23 protein-coding genes are annotated in these 21,297 nt (G+C 26.9%); 9 read left to right on the top strand and 14 right to left on the bottom strand.

From position 1 onward, the window contains the following. Window positions 1-43: 43 nt before the first annotated feature. Window positions 44-517, bottom strand: a complete 474-nt coding sequence (locus tag BN1711_RS00580) for a dUTP diphosphatase (RefSeq protein WP_050606278.1) — start codon at window positions 515-517, stop codon at window positions 44-46. A 297-nt stretch (window positions 518-814) separates the two neighbouring features. On the opposite strand from BN1711_RS00580, the gene BN1711_RS00575 reads away from it, so the two are divergent. After that, window positions 815-1,489: a PHP-associated domain-containing protein gene (locus BN1711_RS00575; protein ID WP_050606277.1), complete on the top strand. Its 675-nt coding sequence runs from the start codon at window positions 815-817 to the stop codon at window positions 1,487-1,489. Window positions 1,490-1,540: 51 nt separating this feature from the next. Here the strand turns inward: BN1711_RS00575 and BN1711_RS00570 are convergent, their stop codons facing one another. The 5 genes from BN1711_RS00570 to BN1711_RS00550 form a co-directional block, all read right to left on the bottom strand. Further along, complete coding sequence (locus BN1711_RS00570) at window positions 1,541-2,788, bottom strand: glycosyltransferase family 4 protein (RefSeq protein WP_050606276.1); 1,248 nt, start codon at window positions 2,786-2,788, stop codon at window positions 1,541-1,543. A 269-nt stretch (window positions 2,789-3,057) separates the two neighbouring features. After that, window positions 3,058-4,434 (bottom strand): sodium:solute symporter family protein, encoded by a 1,377-nt coding sequence (locus tag BN1711_RS00565; RefSeq protein WP_050606275.1) that lies wholly within the window; start codon window positions 4,432-4,434, stop codon window positions 3,058-3,060. 69 nt (window positions 4,435-4,503) lie between these two features. Next, window positions 4,504-5,346 (bottom strand): YjjW family glycine radical enzyme activase, encoded by an 843-nt coding sequence (locus tag BN1711_RS00560; RefSeq protein WP_050606274.1) that lies wholly within the window; start codon window positions 5,344-5,346, stop codon window positions 4,504-4,506. Then, window positions 5,339-6,835 carry a YjjI family glycine radical enzyme gene (locus tag BN1711_RS00555; protein ID WP_050606273.1) on the bottom strand — a complete coding sequence of 499 codons (1,497 nt, stop codon included), beginning with the start codon at window positions 6,833-6,835 and terminating at the stop codon, window positions 5,339-5,341. Before BN1711_RS00555 ends, BN1711_RS00560 begins: the two co-directional genes overlap by 8 nt. A 248-nt stretch (window positions 6,836-7,083) precedes the next feature. Next, window positions 7,084-7,344, bottom strand: coding sequence for a YkuS family protein (locus tag BN1711_RS00550; protein WP_050606272.1), 261 nt, complete (start codon window positions 7,342-7,344; stop codon window positions 7,084-7,086). Between the two features lie 173 nt (window positions 7,345-7,517). Between BN1711_RS00550 and BN1711_RS00545 the strand changes: the two genes are divergently transcribed. Continuing rightward, window positions 7,518-8,447 (top strand): fused DSP-PTPase phosphatase/NAD kinase-like protein, encoded by a 930-nt coding sequence (locus BN1711_RS00545; RefSeq protein WP_050606271.1) that lies wholly within the window; start codon window positions 7,518-7,520, stop codon window positions 8,445-8,447. A 53-nt stretch (window positions 8,448-8,500) separates the two neighbouring features. Then, window positions 8,501-8,764, top strand: coding sequence for a hypothetical protein (locus BN1711_RS00540; RefSeq protein ID WP_243128186.1), 264 nt, complete (start codon window positions 8,501-8,503; stop codon window positions 8,762-8,764). A gap of 162 nt (window positions 8,765-8,926) precedes the next feature. Here BN1711_RS00540 and rlmH read toward each other — a convergent pair whose 3' ends face one another. From rlmH to BN1711_RS00510, 6 genes are read right to left on the bottom strand one after another with little or no spacing between them, the layout of a single operon-like run. Further along, window positions 8,927-9,406, bottom strand: coding sequence for a 23S rRNA (pseudouridine(1915)-N(3))-methyltransferase RlmH (rlmH, locus tag BN1711_RS00535; protein ID WP_050606269.1), 480 nt, complete (start codon window positions 9,404-9,406; stop codon window positions 8,927-8,929). 51 nt (window positions 9,407-9,457) lie between these two features. Further along, entirely contained in the window at window positions 9,458-9,961 is a 504-nt protein-coding gene (locus tag BN1711_RS00530; protein WP_050606268.1) for an SEC-C metal-binding domain-containing protein, read from the bottom strand. A gap of 26 nt (window positions 9,962-9,987) precedes the next feature. Then, entirely contained in the window at window positions 9,988-10,188 is a 201-nt protein-coding gene (locus BN1711_RS00525; protein ID WP_050606267.1) for a CxxH/CxxC protein, read from the bottom strand. Beyond that, a complete protein-coding gene (locus BN1711_RS00520; RefSeq protein ID WP_050606266.1) occupies window positions 10,160-10,738 on the bottom strand; it encodes a GerMN domain-containing protein in 579 nt (192 codons plus the stop codon). The genes BN1711_RS00525 and BN1711_RS00520 overlap by 29 nt, the downstream gene beginning before the upstream one ends. A gap of 16 nt (window positions 10,739-10,754) precedes the next feature. Next, a complete protein-coding gene (locus BN1711_RS00515; RefSeq protein ID WP_050606265.1) occupies window positions 10,755-11,540 on the bottom strand; it encodes an MBL fold metallo-hydrolase in 786 nt (261 codons plus the stop codon). A 17-nt stretch (window positions 11,541-11,557) separates the two neighbouring features. Then, the gene (locus tag BN1711_RS00510; RefSeq protein WP_050606264.1) at window positions 11,558-12,814 is read right to left on the bottom strand and encodes a UDP-N-acetylglucosamine 1-carboxyvinyltransferase; all 1,257 of its coding nucleotides are present in this window, start codon (window positions 12,812-12,814) and stop codon (window positions 11,558-11,560) included. A gap of 359 nt (window positions 12,815-13,173) precedes the next feature. Between BN1711_RS00510 and BN1711_RS00505 the strand changes: the two genes are divergently transcribed. Then, complete coding sequence (locus BN1711_RS00505) at window positions 13,174-13,722, top strand: 2'-5' RNA ligase family protein (RefSeq protein ID WP_050606263.1); 549 nt, start codon at window positions 13,174-13,176, stop codon at window positions 13,720-13,722. A 60-nt stretch (window positions 13,723-13,782) separates the two neighbouring features. On the opposite strand, the gene BN1711_RS00500 is transcribed toward BN1711_RS00505, so the two are convergent. After that, window positions 13,783-15,681, bottom strand: a complete 1,899-nt coding sequence (locus tag BN1711_RS00500) for a type I glutamate--ammonia ligase (RefSeq protein ID WP_050606262.1) — start codon at window positions 15,679-15,681, stop codon at window positions 13,783-13,785. Window positions 15,682-15,866: 185 nt separating this feature from the next. Here BN1711_RS00500 and murI point away from each other — a divergent pair, with 185 nt between their 5' ends. From murI to BN1711_RS00475, 5 genes are all read left to right on the top strand, one after another. Beyond that, window positions 15,867-16,640 (top strand): glutamate racemase, encoded by a 774-nt coding sequence (gene murI, locus BN1711_RS00495; RefSeq protein ID WP_050606261.1) that lies wholly within the window; start codon window positions 15,867-15,869, stop codon window positions 16,638-16,640. A gap of 105 nt (window positions 16,641-16,745) precedes the next feature. Next, window positions 16,746-17,264 carry a peptidylprolyl isomerase gene (locus tag BN1711_RS00490; protein WP_050606260.1) on the top strand — a complete coding sequence of 173 codons (519 nt, stop codon included), beginning with the start codon at window positions 16,746-16,748 and terminating at the stop codon, window positions 17,262-17,264. Window positions 17,265-17,287: 23 nt separating this feature from the next. Next, complete coding sequence (locus BN1711_RS00485) at window positions 17,288-17,668, top strand: DUF3783 domain-containing protein (protein ID WP_050606259.1); 381 nt, start codon at window positions 17,288-17,290, stop codon at window positions 17,666-17,668. A gap of 3 nt (window positions 17,669-17,671) precedes the next feature. Further along, window positions 17,672-18,334 carry a helix-turn-helix transcriptional regulator gene (locus BN1711_RS00480; protein ID WP_050606258.1) on the top strand — a complete coding sequence of 221 codons (663 nt, stop codon included), beginning with the start codon at window positions 17,672-17,674 and terminating at the stop codon, window positions 18,332-18,334. Window positions 18,335-18,564: 230 nt separating this feature from the next. Continuing rightward, a complete protein-coding gene (locus BN1711_RS00475) occupies window positions 18,565-20,361 on the top strand; it encodes a heme NO-binding domain-containing protein (protein WP_050606257.1) in 1,797 nt (598 codons plus the stop codon). Window positions 20,362-20,394: 33 nt separating this feature from the next. Here the strand turns inward: BN1711_RS00475 and BN1711_RS00470 are convergent, their stop codons facing one another. Further along, window positions 20,395-21,291: a radical SAM protein gene (locus BN1711_RS00470; protein ID WP_050606256.1), complete on the bottom strand. Its 897-nt coding sequence runs from the start codon at window positions 21,289-21,291 to the stop codon at window positions 20,395-20,397. Between the last annotated feature and the right edge of the window lie 6 nt (window positions 21,292-21,297).

Here is a 21,297-nt window from a genome sequence, read left to right as displayed (position 1 = left end):
ACAAAATCTAATAGTAACGCAGTCTTGTTTATTTAATACGCATTTAACATATTTCATAATTCATAGTGTTTTTTTTCATATAATATTTTTCGACATCTTCTTCAGAAAATCCTAATTCCATACCAAGACTTAAAAAATCTTCAAATAAAGTTACATAATGATCTTTTGAAGAACAAATTATAAAATCATTTATATCTATATACAGATTTAAAAATTGTTCTGTTATATCAAAGTTTGATTTTTTAGGTTGTAGAGTTAAGTCATTAAATTTAGATTCTAATCCTAATGTTAAAATAAAGTGTAAACACCCTACATATTTTTCAAGGATAATATCTTTACGTGAAGAGGATTTAGTACTCCAGTATTTGAAACATCGGGTTTCATTAGCAAGTTCACCAAGTTCAACCTGTAGTGCGAGCATTTTCTTGCTTATTAGGGATTCACCTTCTATAGAGTGGTATTCTATTATATGTTCATCTAATTTTTCTTGTAATTCAAACAATCTATTTAAATTCATACCTAAAAGCCGCCTTTCCGTAGTTTTTTACAAAACACAATTTAGCTTTACTATATATATATTTTATCGAAAAGTAACAAATTTTAAAAGAACGTGGAATCGGTTACATGAAATTTTTTTAAAATTATTAAATATTTTTAATATTATAAACGGAGTTAAAGAATAAATTAGTATATTAATAAATTTTTTTTATAGGAATATCATATAATTATTAATATATTTAATAATACAACAAAAAAATATTTCAAATGATAATATTAATATGTTATTTATAGTATTTTAATTATGGAGGATTTTATGATAATAGATACTCATATACATGAAAGTAAGTATTCATTAGATAGTGAAATATCATTAACGGATATAGTTAAAAGAGCCAAGCAAATTGGATTAGATGGTGTATGTATAACAGATCATGAAAGTAATGAGATACAAGACGAGGCTCATAGATTATCTAAAGAAACTGGATTTTTGATATTAGTTGGTGCAGAAATTCTTACTTTTGAAGGAGATGTATTAGTATTTGGTTTAGAAAAATTACCTAAAGAAAAAATGCATGCTAAAGATTTATTAAAGATAGTATGTGAGAATAATGGTGTAGCCATAAGCGCCCATCCGTATAGAAACAACAATAGGGGAATGGGAGGCTATATAAGAGAAGCGAGTAAGATTGGGCTTACTGGAGTTGAATGTTTCAATGGTAGTACAGAACCATATGAAAATTTATATTCTTATGCTTTGGCTACAGAATTAAATCTTCCATGTATAGGTTCAAGTGATGCTCATGTAATAGAAAACGTGGGAAAGTATGCAACTGTATTTCCAGATGGAATAAGAGATGAGATAGATCTAATTCAGGCAATTAAAAGTGGCAATGTATATCCAGCTAAGTATGAGGGGGATTACTATAATCACATAAATATTTATAATGATATATGCGAATCTTATAAAAAAAATTATAAGATTTTTTAAAAATAAGCTGTATGATAAGTAAAAATAAACTTTACATACAGCAAAAATATTTTAATTAAATAGTGCTTCAATAGATTCAAAAGCGCTTTTCCAAGATTTATTTTTAATTGCGTTATTTAATTCATTTGACCAGTGAATAGAATTATGTATTTGATGTTTTATAGATTCACTTAATCTAGTTTCGAAAATTGGCAAGTCTTCTTCTACAGGAATATCAATATCTTTTAATTCAGGAAGAGGTACATACTTTATAATACCACTTTCATTTATGGTATTTCCCATCCATTCTTTTATGCCAGGTAAATCTGTACAAACAATTTTTAAACCACAGGCTATGGCTTCTATAACTACAAGAGGTAATCCCTCATAAAACGAAGGTAATATAAATAAATCACATTTTCTAAATACGTTCCCTAAATCTTTTTGGGAAATAGATCCTAAAATATGTATTTTAAAATTAAAATTTTTGTGTTTGCAAAGCTCTAGTATGTTATAAGCTTCCTCACCGGACCCAGAACCAGCAATGTAAAGATTAATATTTTTATGATATTTTTTTAATAGATCTATAGATTTAATTAATGAAATAACACCTTTTGAATAACTTAGTTTGCCTGCATAAACTATATTTATAAAGTTATGATTTCTTAATGAATTTTCTTTATAAAAAATATCTGGATTAAACCCTGTTCCAGCTATTTTCACAATATTTTTATTAACATTATATAGTTTTATAACTTCTTCTTGTTCTGCCTTATGAGAAACTATAATTGTTTTTAATTCACTACAATTTTCAATAACAAATTTTATTATTTTTTTTGAAAAATTACTAGAATTATTTTTAAAGGATTTTAATTGTCTTAAATCTGTACCATGACAAAATGCAATAATATTTCTATTAGGGTAAAGTTTTTTAACTAAGGCAGTTAAAATCCAAATGTGATGACATATTATTATATCAGGATTAAATTCATCAATAGCTTGTTTCAAAACTATGGAAAAAGCATTTTCCCATTTTATAAACATGTCTTCAGTTAAGTCTTTATATTTGGTACTTTTATAAGGCATAACATCGCTCATGCCTACAATAGAAAAAGGTATATTAGTGTTATTAAAAACTACAGGATAAAATTCAACCTTTTCTTTAGTATCAAAATATATATCATTATCTTCAGATGAAATTCCAGCAATGACAGCTTGTCTATAATTTTTTTTATCTGCTTCTTTAACTAAAGATTGTAGATATATGCCACTACCTGTTTTATCTGGTCTTTGAGCTATAATGTTTAATATCTTTTTCATAGAAATCCCCCTAGGGTTTTATTATAACTTATAATATAACAACATTAAAGTATTTGATATTATCCCATCAATTTACATTTAAAATTAAAAAAGCATGAAAATTATAAGTTATTTTCATGCTTTTTAATATTATTTTGTTTCAGGTATATTAGGTACGTCCTTTTTTCTTTTCTTTTTTGGATCTTTATTATTTTCAGAAGGTGAAGGTCTTTTCATGCCTTTTTTAGCCATATTGTATTCCTCCTTTATTTTTTGTACCTAATATTATTTTAGCTAATTTTTTTTATTTTATTAAATTTCCTATTAGTTATCCACAATGTTAATAAACTTATTAATATTCCTACGTAAATAGATTTTATGCTATCAAGTCCTAAGCAAATCCATAATATACTTGCTACTGGACCTGAAATTATGGAATATATTCCTGATTCCTTATTTATAGATTGCTTAAAGAACATAGCTGCTACTACAGGAATAAATATAGGAGTAGCTCTAAAACTCATAGATACAAATCCCCAATTAAGTATCATAGAATTTGTGTTGTTTATTACTATTATCAAGGTGAAAATTCCTATTACTATGATAGAAAGTCTTAAATATAGAATTTGTTTTTTATCTGTAAACTTTTTTTTCACAATAGAAGGAATAATATCTTTAATAAACATTGTAGCAATTCCTAAAGCAAGACCTGCGCCAGTAGCTACAGAAGATATTAATACTGTAGCTATAGATACACCAGCTAATATAGGGTTTAAATAGTTAATTAAAAATAATGGAAAGGCTTCTCTTGGAGCAATATTGGGAAAATGAATTCTCATATACATTCCTATAAATGTACATACTATTCCCACAGGAAAAACTAAGAATGCTACAATAAAAGCACTAATTTTTGAAGTCTTGGAATTCTTTCCGGCCATAATGGCTTGAAAATAAGTTTGGGTGGATAAAATACCTAAAATAGTTGAAAAAAATGATCCTAAATCTTTTGTTATTCCATTACTAAAAATATTAAACCAAGGGTTTTTTGGAAAGAAGTTTAAAATTTCTTTTGTAGCGTTTAATCTACATACTAATATAACTCCACATAATATAGTTGTACCGTATAACAATATAGTTTTAATAGCACCTACCATAGTGCTACCCCAGAAGCCACCAAATACAATATATAAAACTAATAGAAAAACAACTAAAGTAGAAGATATTTTTATATCTATGGAGAAAATAGCTGTAAAGAGGGCAGTACAAGCAAGTACTTGCCCACTTATATGTATAAACATACCTATAGATAATAAAATACTAGATGAAGTTCTGGCTTTTGACCCATAGGTATTACCTATAATTCCAGGTATAGTATAAGAGTCTTTTTTATCTACTTGTTTTGAATATAAAATACCTAAAATTATACTAGCAGAGCAAACACCTAATATAAACCAAATGGCAGATATTCCATGAGTATATGCCATTTGAGTAGTTCCAACGGTAGAGGCACCACCAATAATTACACCCATAAGCATACTTGTAACACCTAATATGCCAAATTTATTACCTCCACTTATAAAGTCCTTAGCAGTATTAATTTTTAATTTACCAAGATAACCTGCTATTGCTGTTAAAATTAATGTAATTATTATACTTGTTATAAGCAAAATATTCATCTCCCTAGATAGAATCGCTTTATATATTATATAAATAATTAAATATAAGTATGTAGGATGCTATAATATTATTACATCTCTACAGCCATTTTTAATTGCTATTTTTCTTAAGTTTTCCATGTAATCTTCAGAAGGAGATAGTATAGAAGGATCTATTTTATTTTCTCTAACTCCCATAGGTCTATATTTTATAATTTTATATCTTATGTTTGGATTTAAGGAGGAAATTAACCTACTTATTTCATTAACATTTCTTTCGTTATTTAATAATTCAGGTACAATTACAGTTCTTATTTCATATAGTTTATTTATACTAGCTAGATATTTAGCATTTTTAAGTACCAAGGTATTGTCTCTGCCAGTTAACATTTTATGTTCTTCATTATCAAAGGATTTAATATCTAACATAGCCTTATCTATAAGGTTAGTAAGTTGTTCATTTTTACTAAAATCAAGAGAACCATTTGTGTCTACAAATATAGATAAATTTAATTTATTAATTTTCTCAAATAAGTCTATTAAAAATTTATTTTGTAGAGTACATTCTCCCCCAGATACAGTTATACCAGATATAAATGGTTTTGATTTTAGTATTTCTTTAAGAATTTCACCTACGCTCATATATTTAGCTCTAGGTCCACAATTATTTTTACATTTTTTTATACATAATCCACAGTCCATACATTTATCTTCATTCCATTTAACTCTATCACCTAAAAATTCTACTGCATCATAAGGACATACAAAAGCACAAGTTCCACATGCTTTACAGATATTTATAGTTTCTGGATTGTGACAGTATAGGCAATTAAAGTTACATCCTTGAAAGAATATGGCAGTTCTATTACCAGGTCCATCTACAGAACTAAAAGGAATAATTTTACGTACAAGTCCTCTAATCATTATGTCTTACCTTTCTTTCTAATATTTTTGAGTTTTTTACTGCTCCTAAGCCTAATGCAACTGTATCTTGAAGTACTTGAGCACCATTGTCCAATTTTTTAATATCAGATAATTTAACTAAATAACCAGTTATTCTTATTACATCACTGTCAGAGGAATATAGAGAAAAGTATCTCATACCTTCATTAAAGGCACCATTTATTATATCTAATATAGACTGAGGATTTTTTTTAGATGTAGATTCAAAAGGAAATATATCACCTATACCAGATGGAAAATATTTATGAAATCTGGCACTTTGTAATAAGTGGTTAGGTAAATCAGGTTCTTCACCTATAGGAATTCTACAACCAGGGCTTATACCTTTATCAGAATCAATTCCCACTTGAGCGTGTAGTAGGAATTTATCATTTGTTATACTACAATTAGGATTGTGTCTTTTATTTAATATTTTATGCATTTCATCTATTATTGTAACACCTAAATCATCGGCTTTTTTATTATGGCCAAATCTATCTTTTAATTCAGTAGCTTTAAGTAGATTATTAACACATTCAGCTAAACCAAACATACCAAACATTGCAGTAAACTTATCCATATTTATAAGATTTTCTTTTACTAGAAAACTATTTTGGAAGAAACCGCTTTCATTAACTATGAAGTTTATTCTTTCATCTATATATTCACACATATTTTTCATAGCATAAGGAAGTATATTATTAAGAAAATCTTCAATATTTTTTGCTTTTTTGGACAAGTCAGCTAGGTTTAATCTAACTAATGTATAACTACCTCCACCTATGTATAGTCCATTATAACAACTAGCTATGGCATAATTATGAGTATCAAAATCCTTAGAAAAGATTTCATCATTAGCAAAGCTTGGTTTAGCTGTTACTAGAGCTGTATTTATACAATCTATAGCAAAATCTTTTGGTGTATCTTTGCTATATTTTACAGTTATATTTGGAGTGGCAGTCTCAAGTTCTCTTTGAACTTTTAATATAATTCTTCCTGCTTTAGTATCCATAGGACCTATGTTTGCGTGACAAAAAGAATCTGTAATAGTTCTATCTATATGTAATAAAAATAGTTTTATAGCTTTATAAGCTTCTTCTTCATCTTTTATAAAGGGATCTAATAATGTATCTATATTTCCTATATAAACAGGCATGGATGTAATGGATGGTACATGTTTATATAAAATAAGTAAATTATTAGTAGCTTCCCATATATCCTTTGGAGGATTTAATTGAAGAAAGTTGCTACCTTGTTTTATGAATTTTTCATAATCAGGCACTATGTATCGAGGTCTATACGGTGCATTACCCTCATTTAAATCACATATAATACCTTCATCTCTCAGCTGTTGAGTTTCTTTACTTATATTAAGTACGTTTAAAGAATTCTCAGCTGTACGAGCTAAACATAAGACTTTTTGTTCGTAAGTTAAGGAATTATTTTTTACTATTTCTAAAATATTATTCAAATTAATCAACTCCTGTATATGGATTTTAATATATATTAATAATTTTATCTTTAAATATTACATTATGCAAATTTTTAGTAGACGAAATTTATAGAGATGGAATGAATAAATGAAGAGCTAATTTATAGAATAATTTTTAAAGATATATCATATATAGAAAGATTAGTATTACAATTTAAGGTTTAAGATGTATAAAATAAATTACATCTTAAACCTTTTAAATTTTAAAGTATATGAATAATATTTAGTTATTTACCAATACTTTTATCAATTAAGTTTTTTACTTCTTCTGGATTTAATCCATCAGCATTTATTATTGGGGCTATAGTTGTGGTAGTTTGATCACCCATCATATTAATATTATAATCGGCTGCTACGATAGCATCAAAGTTATCTAAATTTGAATAATTATCCTCAATAAATTCACCTAACATTTTAACAGAATAGCCTTCTTTACTTAAAAAATCGGCTACATTTTTTAGACCTTTTTGTACTCCAATTTTTTTCATAAATAAATCACCTCATAGTTAGTGTACACTCCTATATATGATGCTATACCTTTTAAAATATTCCTTAGTTGTATAGGATTTGGTTGATAGATATACTTTTATAATAACTACGAAATTGAATAAAATCATTCTCAATAGCTAATATTATATTTATAAAAATGAGGTGATTATAATTGAATATAAAGGTTAGAAGGTATGTTTCAAGCATATTAATATTATTTTTAGCGATTTGCTCCATTTTTATATTAAAGAATAAAACAGTTAATGCACAAGATAAATACGTAAATTTAGTTTTAGATTCATTAAGATATGATGAGTTGCCAGATAATTTTCGCTCATCTTCTAATCTAACAAACATAAAAGGTAATAAAAGTCTAAATATTAATGGTTTAGAATCATTGAATATTTCAGGAAGTGAGCAATTTTCTAAATATAATCTCTCTATTATAAAAAAGAATATAAATACATCACTACCTATTACAGTGATTGATTTAAGGCAAGAATCTCATGGATTTATTAATGGATTTCCAGTTAGCTGGCAGAATAAAAAAAATAATGCTAATATGGGGTTAACGAAAGAGCAGGTACTATTAGATGAAGCTAATAAATTAAATAATATAAGATTAAATACTCCTTTTACCTTTTATAATTGTCCCGATAAAACTATAATACCAAAAGAAGTACAAAATGAAGAGAAACTTGTAAAGTCTAACTCATTGTCCTATGTACGCATTCCTGTTACAGATGGCAAGATACCTACAGATGATATGGTAGATTATTTTGTTAATCTTATAAACAATCAATCTGAAAAACAATGGTTACATTTTCATTGCAAACGTGGTATTGGAAGAACATCTACATTCATAATTATGTATGATATGATGAAAAATTATAATAAAGCTACTGCAGATGAAATAATAAAAAGACAATTGGCATTATCAAATTTAAAAGAAGATGATATTAAATCTTTTTATAGAAGTAAGAAGAGAATGACTTTTTTGCAACAATTCTATATATACTGTAAGGAAAGTGGAAATAATTTTAATATAAAGTGGAGTGAATGGAAAAAGACACATAGTAATGTGTCTTTTTATTTAAATTAATTATGCTAGGTTGGATTGATGAATATACTAATAAGTTATTTATAATTTATAATATGGATGATAAATTTATTGGTATGGTATGTAGAATCCAAAGTTATAATTCAAATAATATTAATATATGTGCTCTTTGTAATCATGTAGGTATAAGAGATGAGGTAGCCTTTGTTTCATCTCTATGCAAAATTCATAATTCTAAAGAGGAAGCTTATAAATCTATAGCATTTAATGTATGTTTAGATAGCAAGCAGTGTAATGAAAGACTTACATCTATAAAAAAACTTGAAGAGATCTTAAAATGTGTTAACAATATAAAATAATATCTATTAGTTAAAGAATTTAACTATTAACTAGCCTTAACAATTAATTTAATTACTAAGGCTAGTTTTTTATTCCAAATTAATATTTTATTAGTTAGCATGATGTTTTTAAAAATAGATATGGTTTTAGATAGATTATATCAATAAGTATATAAATCGTTCTTATTTATGGTATGGTTCACCACATATTATTCTAAAGCTTCTATAAATTTGTTCTAGAAGCATTACTCTAAAAAGTTGATGAGGAAATGTTAATTTTGAAAAAGATAATTTATAATTAGCTCTTTTAAGAATAGAAGGGTATAGTCCTAAAGAACCACCTATTATAAAATCTATAGTACTATTACCATTAATTTCACAGCCTTCAATTAAGTGAGATAGGTCTTCTGAGGATATTGAATTTCCTTTTAAATCTAAGGCTATTACAAAGTGATTATCCTTTATATGTTTTAATATTTTTAATCCCTCTTTTTCTTTTATTAGGTTTTGTTCTTTTTCAGAAGCTTTTTCCGGTGTTTTCTCATCAGGAACTTCTATTATATTTAACTTACAATATTTACTTAGTCTTTTAGAATATTCATCTATAGCAGATTTAAGAAATTTTTCTTTTATTTTTCCTACACATATTATTGATATATTCATTTTTACCTCCATATATAAGTATAGCCTTACACAAAGTGTAAGGCTTGTACATTAAGCGTTTTTTCCGCAACAATTTTTATATTTTTTACCACTACCACATGGACAAGGCTCATTTCTTCCAACTTTAGTTTTCTTTACTATAGTTTTAGTAGAAACCCATTCTTTATGAATTTCTTTTCTTTTTTCTTTTGAAAGAATAGCATCCCATTGAGGCAGATTGAATAAATAGTCAGCTTTAGCATCTAGCATATTGAAATATAATTTTTCAAAGTCAATATCTAATGTAATGTTAGAAGTTTCTTCTATGTTTTCAATATCTAGAGGAGTTTTTAAACTTTCATTTACTCCATCTAAGAATCCCATAAAGAATACTATAGATGTATCATATTTTTCTGCAAGTTCTTTTATAGAACCAGTTATAGTGTTGTTGTGAGATGCTAAAATTTCAGAGTATACCTTTTTTTCAATATATCCATATTCTTGCCAAAAAGCATCTTGTCCTTTAGTTTTTACATAATTAACAACCATGTCAGTCCATTGTTTATATAAACTCATAATTACATTCTCCTTTTGAAATAAAATTATAATAATTCTGATGGCCCATTGTTTTTAAATTTTTTTAATACATATAAGGCCTTTTTTTCACAATAACTACACTTTTTATTATCTGTTACTTTTTCTAAGTAAGGAAAGGTTTCATTACAGTTTATGAAGTCATCAAAAGCTATATCGGTATGATCTTCACAACAATAACTAATTCCTTTTGTCTTTTCGTTTTGCATTAGTTATATCATCCCTTCCTAATGGTTTTGATAAATCAAAATTTTTACTTATATTACTCATACTTTTATTATCTATAAGTATTTGTACCTTTTGGATAGAGGAAATCTCTGTTAGGGACCATATTATACTTTTTAAATAAGCTTCTTCTCTAGCTTCTGTCATATTATAATAAGCCTCTTTACTTAAATTAACATAGGCAATATTATCCTTTATTGAAAAACTTAAAAGTCTAGTTTTTTTAGGAAAAATAGGTTTAAGAGAACTATTTACAGAAGGTCCTTTTATTAATTCTTGAATTATCATTTCTGCAATAACTTCATCTTTTTTTAGAATACGTTCTTCTTTAACCATTTTTGAATTATTTTCATCATTAGAAGAATCAAAATACAATTCTAATTCTATATTATTATTTTTTTCATTGTCAAAAACTATTTTTTTTATTTTGTCTTTATTATTTACAGTAAGGTTATCCTTTTTTTCGCAACCTATAAACAATAAAAAGCATAAGACTAATAATGAAAAAGTTATAAGTTTAATATATTTTTTCAAATTTTATCACCTAACCCTAAATTTCTATATAGCTACTAGGTATATTTCTTTTGGCTATAGATAATGATATATCCTTACCAGGTTGTATACCATTGCCTTGCAATGTATTAAGGACTGTTTGATAAGCCAATTCTGGAAAATTATTGGTTTTACTAAGATGACCTAATATAATATTTTTATACTTATTGTTAGTAATATTAAGTATAGCTCTTCCACAATCTTCGTTAGATAAATGACCTATGTTACTTAAAATCCTTCTTTTTAATGGATAAGGGTAGGGACCAAATTTAAGCATTTCTGTATCATGATTACTTTCAAGTAAAATTATATTACAATCTTTTAAAATATCTTCTATTTCTTTGGAGAAATACCCCAAATCAGTTGCTACACTTACTTTTTTATTATCACATACAATTTTATAACCACAAGGCGATGCTGCATCGTGTGGAATAGGAAACGAGTTTATTTCCATATCATTTAAACACACTTTAGATGAATCCATTATCTTTATATTGTGGTCTTTAATCTTTCCTAGATTTTTTTCCATAGCCATCCAAGTTTTATAGTTAGCATATATAGGTATATTATATTTTCTTGATAGGACGCCTACTCCTTTTATGTGATCTGTATGCTCATGAGTTACAAATATAGCATCTAAATTAGCTCCATCTTTGTTTATGTAATTTAAAGCTTTATCTATACTTTTGCCAGGAAGTCCGGCATCAATTAATATTTGTGTTTTTTTAGAGGATATAAATATAGAATTACCACTACTACCACTATAAAGTGGACAAAAAATCATAATTGTTAACCTATTACTTAATCTTCGCTTCTAGATATATTAGCGCCTAATGCTTTAAATTTGTTCTCAATATTTGGATATCCTCTATCTATATGTTCAACACCTAAAACTTCAGTTTCTCCACTAGCAATTAAGCCTGCAATAACCATAGCAGCTCCAGCTCTCAAATCAGTGGCTTTTACTATAGCTCCTGTAAGGTTTTCAACACCATCTATTATAGCTGTTCTTCCTTCAACTTTTATATTAGCACCCATTTTCTTAAGTTCGTCTACATGTTTAAATCTACTTTCCCAAATACTTTCATTTATTATACTTCTACCTTTAGCTACAGTTAAAAGTGCGCTCATTGGCTGTTGAACATCAGTAGGGAATCCTGGATAAGGTTGAGTTTTTATATTAACTCCTTTAAAGTTTTTATTAGATTTTATTGTAATAGAATCTCCATTTTCTGTTACTTCAATGCCCATTTCAATAAGTTTTGCAGACATAGATTCTAAATGTTTAGGAATTATATTATTTATTGTTACTTCTCCACCACAAGCCGCTGCAGCTATCATATATGTACTAGCCTCGATTTGATCAGGTATTACACTATAGCTACATCCTTTTAATTCATTAACTCCTGTAATTCTAATAACATCTGTACCAGCACCTTTAATGTTAGCACCCATAGTATTTAAGAAATTAGCTACGTCTACAATATGAGGTTCTTTTGCAACATTTTCAAGAACAGTATTGCCTTCAGCTAAAGATGCAGCTAACATTACGTTTATAGTAGCTCCTACACTTACAACATCAAAAAATATATTTGTTCCAACTAATTTATCAGCTTTTACAATAACAGCACCGTGCTCTATTGTAACTTTTGCACCTAAAGCTTCAAATCCTTTTATATGTTGGTCTATAGGTCTTACGCCTATAGGACATCCACCTGGTAATTCAACCCTAGCTTCTTTAAATCTTCCAAGTAATGCTCCAATTAAATAATAAGATGCTCTCATTTTTCTTACATCTTCCGTATTAGCATCTGTACTTTTAACATTAGTACTATCTATATGAACTGAGTTATTATTCTTAGTAACGGTACATCCTAATGATTCTAATATTCTTTCAATACAATGTACATCTTCTATATTAGGTATATTATCAATAGTGCAAATTCCTTTACTAGCCATTATAGTAGCAGGTACTATAGCTACTGCAGCATTTTTAGCACCACTTATATCCACTTTTCCAAGGAGGGGGTTGCCTCCTTTAATTTTTAATATACTCATCCCCGCATCCATCCTTACTTTTGAATTTATATATATTTAAACTTCTTAGTTAATTTCAAAGTTACATAACAAGATATATTATATCATAACTATTTGTTTTTTTAATATTAAATTTTAAAATATTGGTCATTATATTAATAAATTTTTTAAAAAAATTGGGATAATATGAAAAACAAAAGTAATAAACAATATATTTTCTATAATTATAACCTTAAAGGCCTATTATATACTAACTTTATAGGCTTATATTTAAGATAGATACATTACATTAAAGTAGTGTATTTTACACTTGTTTTAAAGCCAAAGGTATTATGATATAATACCTATAAAATAAAAAATACGGGGGATTAGTTTTAATTATGAAATATTATTTGGTAGCATTATTTGATAAAGAGGATTATTCAAAACTAGAAAAGATTCAAAGGACCATATCCAAAAAATATAAAATATATAAGAATCTACCTATGCTTCATATAACACTTGAAGTTATAGATGATCCTAATATTGATAAATTGGAACAAATAATAAGTAAGATATTAAGTCCTTATAAAAAATTTAAAGTTGAAATAAACGGAGCTATATGTTTTGAACCTCCATATAAATCTGTAAATTTAAAAATAGAAAATAAGGGATATATAATTAGATTAGCTAGAGTTATAAATGAAACTTTAAAATTACATGGATTTAAGGTTAGAGGAAGTATAGATGATTGGGATTTACATATATCCTTGGCTAATACGAATTTTGCTAACAGGGAATGGTCTAATAAAGAATACTCTGCAGCGTGTAGTAATCTAAAGTCGGAAAATATAAAAGATATGGTAAGAGTTAATAGAATAGAGTTATGGAAGCCTATTAATAATAGACGAGATATGGTTATTAAAAGTTTTCCATTAAGAGATTTTTAATAGAGTCATAATAAAAACTACTTATACTTAAAATATAATTTTAAGTATAAGTAGTTTTTGTTATATATCTAATAGGTTCTTTTTATATGTAGAGTATATATATCTAAGTTCTTTCATTTTTTCTTCTAATTCTAATTGAAGTTTAGATATAGATTCTAAATCATTATTATTTTTAGCATCTTTAATTTTAGTAAATAATGATTTATTAGAATAAGAATCTTTCATTATATATTGTCTTAGCTTATTAATCCTTTGCCAATTAGCTACATCCAAATCCAATGCTTTTTCATTATGATGAAGTTGTTTAAAACTTCTTATTTCATTAGCATAACTAGGAATAATTCTATTAGTTATTTCAACTAACCATCTTTCTATTATTGCTAACTTATAACTATTTACTATTTGAGAAGTAAAAACATCGCCTTTTGCTAAGACATCTAATTTATTAGGAAATTTATCTAAAGCACTTATATTTTCATAAACAGTAGAAGGGGCTTTCCCAAATATTTTAGCTCGTTCTTCTTCACTAAAATATTCAAAGACATCTTCTTCGCTTCTATAGGATCTTCCTTCCTCTAGATAGTCCGATTTTTCTTCTGGTGATTTAGAAAGTTCTTTTAATAGATCATCCTCAGACTTATTATTTTCTAGTGCATAAGAAATACCATCTATCATGCACATACAAAGGGAGGCTATAGTTAAATAAGTATTACTACGAGGATTTGGGGATCTAAGTTCAAATCTAGTAGATAAAGGGTTATCCAAATCTCTTATAACACCTACAAGTACTGTTCTATTTCTTGAAGGAAGATCTACTGAGTGGCCTATGGAGGTTACACTACAAACTGGAGCTTCAAACCCAGGTTTTAATCTTCTTAATGAATCATTAGTTGATGAAACAAATGGATTTATAATTTCATAATTTTTAAGTATACCCATTATGGAAGCATAACCAAATGAACTTAAATAATGTTTTTTATTAGTAGAGAATATATTTATTTTTTTACCATTCTTAAGTTTTAATGCTACACCTAAATGGGTATGTTCTCCACTACCGGCAGCCTCATCTATAGGTTTTGCAAGAAAAGTAACATCTAATTGATTTCTTCTAAAGGTTTCCTTTATAATACTTTTAACTAGTAATTCGTTGTCTGCAGCTTGTAGAGCTGTAGAATACTCCCAATCCACTTCTAATTGCTCCATTATGTGGGTAAATGCACCAGCGTTAGTTAGCTTAGCTTTTACTCCACCAACTTCTTTGTGTCCCATTTCAGGTTTTAAGTTATGTGCTTCCATTATAAGAAGAGATTCTTCTAGAGCTGTTCTAACACTACCTTTAGTTCTATTCCAATATTGTTCATGTAAAACTTGAGAAGTTGATAGCTCTTCTGCTTCTGCTTCATCATTTGGAGTTTTTACCCAAAATTCTAGTTCAGTGGCACAGGTTACTGCTATATCTTCTATATCTTCAAATTTAATATTATAGTCACTTAATGAGTCTGGATGATTTTTTATTAAATTTAAAAGTGTAGATTTAAAATGTTTTATAGATTTTTTTAGTATATGTCTAGAATCTACAGGCTTATTTTCATGATAAAGGAAACAAGGAATTCTTAAAGTACCAATTGGTTTTTGAGTTGTTTTATCTAAAAGGTCATAGTTGTAATCTATGAACCAATTTATATCCATATCAGCAATCATATCAACTTTGGCATTATTAAGAGTTGCAATGCCAGGAAGGACAACAGAAGAACCATCTGTTTGGACACACCCCTTTATGTATTTGTCCATATCTTTTAAAAATAATTTAATAGGGATTTTTTCATCAGTATCATTACCAGATAGATCGATGCAAACAAGAGATACAAATTTTATTTCTTCATGCTGAGAAAGTATTTTAGTTAGTTTCTCTTTAGAATGGAGTTCTTTAGGAATTAAATAAATTAAATCATCTAACATAGTTTACCCCCTAATTTATTAAAAAACTATAAAATTAGTATTGATATATTCAGAATTTGATATATCCTATATATTATAATTAATATTTTTGTATGTCAATAGAAAAATATTTGATAGATTTATATAATATAAGTATTGATAATATAATGTTATTGTTAATGCTATTTAGATAATGAGGTGATATTTTGGACTTTAAAAATAATCCTATAGGTGTTTTTGATTCAGGAGTAGGCGGAATTAGTGTGTTAAGGGAGGCTGTTAAGTTATTACCTAAAGAGGATTTCTTATATTATGGAGATTCTAAAAATGCCCCTTACGGTACTAAAACTGTAGAAGAAGTAAAAAAATTATCTTTTAATGTAGCGGAATTTTTAATGAAAAAAAATATTAAAGCTTTAGTAGTAGCTTGCAATACAGCAACTAGTGCAGCTATAAATGAATTAAGATATGCTTACGATATTCCTATAATAGGTATAGAACCTGCATTAAAACCAGCAGTGGAGATAAGTAAGAAAGGTAAAATTATAATAATGGCCACGCCAATGACCCTTACGGAAAGAAAATTTAAAAAATTAATGAGTTTATATGAGTTAGAAGTAGATATACAGCCATTACCTTGTCCAGGATTGGTAGAATTTATTGAGCAAGGTATTGTGGAAGGAGATAAAATAACGAATTATTTAAAAGAAAAATTAAAAAAATATGAAGGTAAACCAATATCATCTATTGTATTAGGATGTACTCATTATCCATTTATAAAAAATACACTTCATAACATAGTTGGAGAGGATGTTCATATTATAGATGGAAGTTTAGGAACATCAAAAGAGCTAAAAAGACAACTTATCAACCACAATATACTAAGAGAAGATAACATTGAGAGAAAGGTAACTATATTTAATTCACAAAATGACAAAGAAATTATAAATTTATCCTATAAATTATTAAATTTAAGATAAATCAATATATTGCACAGTAGGTGATTAGAGTACATAATATTATGGTACAATAATGTTGTATATTTAAATTTAAAACTAATATAAATTGAAGGGAGAATTTTAATTATGAATCCAATAGTAACTATAGAAATGAGCAATAATAAAATTATTAAAATAGAACTTTTTAAGGATGTTGCACCTAATACTGTAAAGAATTTCATATCCTTAATAAAAAAAGGATTTTATGACGGAATTATATTTCACAGAGTTATTCCTGGTTTTATGATACAAGGAGGATGTCCTGATGGTACTGGTATGGGCGGTCCTGGTTATTCAATAAGAGGAGAGTTTACATCTAATGGTTTTAAAAATAATTTAAAACATACGGAAGGTGTAATATCTATGGCTAGAACAATGGATCCAAATTCAGCTGGTAGCCAATTTTTTATTATGGTAGCGGATGCACCTCATTTAGATGGACAATACGCATCTTTTGGTAAAGTAATAGAAGGACTTGATGTAGCAAAAGAAATAGTTAATGTGGATAGAAACTTTAGTGATAAACCTATTGAAGATCAAGTAATGAAGAAAGTTACAGTAGATACTTTTGATGAAGAATATGATGAACCTGAAAAAATTAACTAACTTTAAAGGAAGGTGGTATTATATTGAATAATGAAAAAATAATGCTTATCTATGGGTTTATAGAAGATGAGTTAAATATTTTTGATTATCTATGTAATGAATTTAAACTACCTAAATATAAAATAATAAAAAAAGATATGGCAAAAATGAAAGTTAGAGACTTACTAGAAGGTATAAATTTACCAGTGGTTAATAGTAAAATACCAGAGGAAAAGGTAGTTTTATTTAATAATTTTTCAGATAAAGAGTTACAAAAATGTATAAGATTCATTAAAAATAATTTAGAAAGTATGCCCATAATGGCTATAATAACTGATACTTCTATAAATTGGACATTTGAATATTTAATAGAACATTTAGTTGAAGAAAGAGAATGGTTTAAAGAACATAGAAATGGGGTATAAGGGATGAGTAGGGTTTCTGAAAAAATAAAAGAAGCTAGAAATAAAAAAGGATTAACCCAAAAACAACTAGCTAAAAAACTAGGAGTTTCTGAAAAATTTATTAGTGAGGTAGAACTTGGTAAAAGAATAATTAATCAAAATATAATGAATAGAATATCTAAGATATTAGGTGAAGATATAAATGATATAACTATGTCTTTTGAGGAAAAAATACTTCAAGAGAGTACTAAGAAAACTTCAAACCCAAATAATACTAAAGTAAAAGAGGTATGGAATGATGCTTTAAGTTCAGTATTAAAGAGTGTTCCAGTGTATAATTATAATCTAAGAAATATAATTACTACTAAACAGCTACCTATCATAGGTAATAAAGTTGAAGGACTAAATCACGATAAAGTAATCTATTTAAAAATTCAAGATGATGATATGATAGGATTTAGAATAGGTAAAGGCGATTTAGCTTTTTCATATATTACCCATGAAATAGAGAATAATGGTATATTCCTTATAGAGATAGAAAACGAAAGAGTTATAAGGCAGGTAAAAAGATTAGATAGTAATAAATTACTCTTGATAAATAATAAGGGAGAATTAAGGACTAAAACTGTTAATTTTAAAGAAGTAAAAATTATTGCTAAATTAATTAAAATAGAAATAACTTTATAAAAATATAAGGAGCATGATTATTAATGCTCCTTATATTTTTTATATTATTATAAATAATAAGGATTATTATAACAAATTAGATATTAATGGAGTATAATTTTATGAAAAACCTACCATGAACCTTTGTAAATAATACAAGGCTATTATATAATTATAAAATATAAGAATAATTTTCCTATAAAATTAATTAAAATATAAAGTAATAAAAGTAATAGTAAGGAGGGTTATATGTGAAAGGTACAGTAGTAGATACTTGGATGAAAACTTGTATAAATCTTTGTGGAGAAGGCGTTGTTAAAGATGCTATGAAAAAAGTTGGTTGGCAGGGCAAAATATTTTCTCCTATGGAGAATGTAGAAGATTCTAAGGTGAAAGAGCTTATAAAAATAATAGCAAAAAATTATGGTACAGACGTAAAAACATTATGGGGAAGAATAGGGGTAGACAATATAACATCATTTTTTAATGTCTATCCTGCATTTTTTAAGCATGAAAATCTTTATTCATTTTTAAAGTCAATGTTTGATGTCCATATAGTAATGACTAAAAAGTTTCCAGGAGCTAAACCACCTATTTTAATATTAGATCCTATATCAAATAGACAGGCTATATTTAGTTATAGTTCTAAAAGAGGAATGTTTGACTATTTTTTAGGACTAATACAAGGAAGTTCAGATTTTTTTAAAGAGGATATAAAAATAGAAGAAATAGAAAAAAATGAAGAATTTTTAAAGCTAAAGTTAACTTTTGAAAAGGATATATATTATAAGAAGGTATTTAAATTTAATAAAATATTATCTTTAGGATTTATAAAAAGTATTGGTGCAAAAGTAGCTATATTTACTTTTTTTATTAGTATATTATGTTCAATTCCTTTGCTTGGATTAAATAATATTGTAAAATCTATAGCATTATCTGTAATATCAGCAATAGCTTCTGGTATAATAGGTGAAGTACTTATGAGACCTAGACATATTATAGAGGAACAAATAAGTAGAATTAATAATAGTCATTATATAGAAGATGGAGATATAGTAACAGGAGATTTTTTTGAGGAATTATATAATAATATAAAATCACATAAAAGTAATATCAGAGCAGATTTTGTTGGCTTTAAAGGTGTAACTGATGAAATGAATAATTTTGTTGATAATATAAATATTATATCAGATTCAATGAATCATACTTCTAAAGAAATATCTGGTGTAGTAGAACAAGTTGCTAATTCCTCAGTAAGTCAAGCAGAAAATACGGAAGAAGCAGTTTCAGTATTAAATTGTAATATAGAAAATTTAAAGAGTATTGTTAATAGCGAAAATAATAATAAATCTGAATTAGAAAAGGCATTAGATAAAGTAAATAATAGTTATGATAGTGTTAATAATACAAGTAAAAATATATTAGACACTCTTAATAATTTTCAAGAACTAAAAGATACGGGTCTGAAGTTAGAGTCAAACGCGAAAGATATAACTAATATTGTGTCTATAGTATCGGGAATTTCAGAACAAACTAATTTATTAGCTTTAAATGCATCTATTGAGGCAGCTCGTGCAGGAGAGCAAGGAAAAGGATTTGCTGTAGTAGCTGGAGAAGTTGCAAAGCTTGCAGAACAATCTAAAGATGCAGTTCAAGAAATAAATACTAACCTTGTTAAGTTTGCAGAGGATGTAAAAGGCTTAGTAGATAAAATAGCTTCCCAATATAGTATACTTCAGAATGAGACTAAAAATTTAGAAACTGTAAGGAGTATAAGCTATGAGGCTACTACATCTATAAGATCAGTATCTTCTTCTATGATAAAAACAATAAATGAACTTAATAAGGAGGCAGATTCTATATCAGGTATTTATGGTAATATAGAATCCTTAGCAGCTATAGCAGAAGAAAACTCAGCATCTTCAGAAGAAGTTAGCGCCAATGTCTCAAGTTATATTAACGAAATAGATAAATTGGTTAAAAATATACATGCTTTTAAGGAAATAACAGAGACATTTAAATCAGATTTAAATAAATATAGGATATAAAGAACTAGCCATAATGAATTTATGGCTAGTTCTTTATATTCCTGTTAAATCAAAGTTAGGAACAAATTTTTTAGACGAGGTTCCTGATTCTTGAATAAATGCATTTTTAATTCCAAGTTCTAAACAATAATTTATCATAGAATCATAATGTTTAGGATTTAAAGTTTTATTTAGTTCTGGATATTTACTTAAATTATTTAAAGGAGTATATTGATTCATTAGGCTTATATATACATCATCTTTAAATTTACTATATATATAATCAATTACTTTTTTACTATCAAATAATAAGCCAGGTAACATAAGATGGCGTATTATGATTCCTCTTTGCATAATTCCTTCCGTGTTAAATACAGGAGTTCCTACTTGATTAAACATTTCTTCTATAGCCTTTGAGGTATGTTCAAAGTAATTATTGCAGCTTGAATATTTTACAGAGTATTTATTATTAAAGTATTTAAAATCTGGTAAATATATATCTATATATCCTTCCAACATTTTAATAGTCTCTATATTTTCATATCCATTGGAATTATATAATATAGGTATAGATAAACCATATTTTTTAGATAATTTTATAGCTTCTATAATTTCAGGCACATAATGAGTGGGCGTTACTAAATTTATGTTATGAGCACCTTCTCTTTGTAATTTAATAAATATATTAGATAAATCTTTTATAGAGATTTCCTTTCCATAACCTTCATGACTTATTTTATGATTTTGACAAAATACACATTGTAAGTTGCAATTAGAGAAGAAAACAGCGCCAGAGCCATTTCTTCCAGATATGCAGGGTTCCTCCCAATGATGAAGAGCTGCCCTACTTATTTTAATATTTTTTGTACTATTACAAAAACCCATTTGTCCATTCGCTCTATCTACACTACAATTTCTAGGACATAGTGTACAGTTACTTAATGAATTCATCTAAAA

Origin of the sequence: Clostridium niameyense (assembly GCF_001243045.1) — a bacterium.
GTDB lineage: Bacteria > Bacillota > Clostridia > Clostridiales > Clostridiaceae > Clostridium_F > Clostridium_F niameyense.
This window is presented reverse-complemented; position numbering and strand designations above follow the sequence as displayed.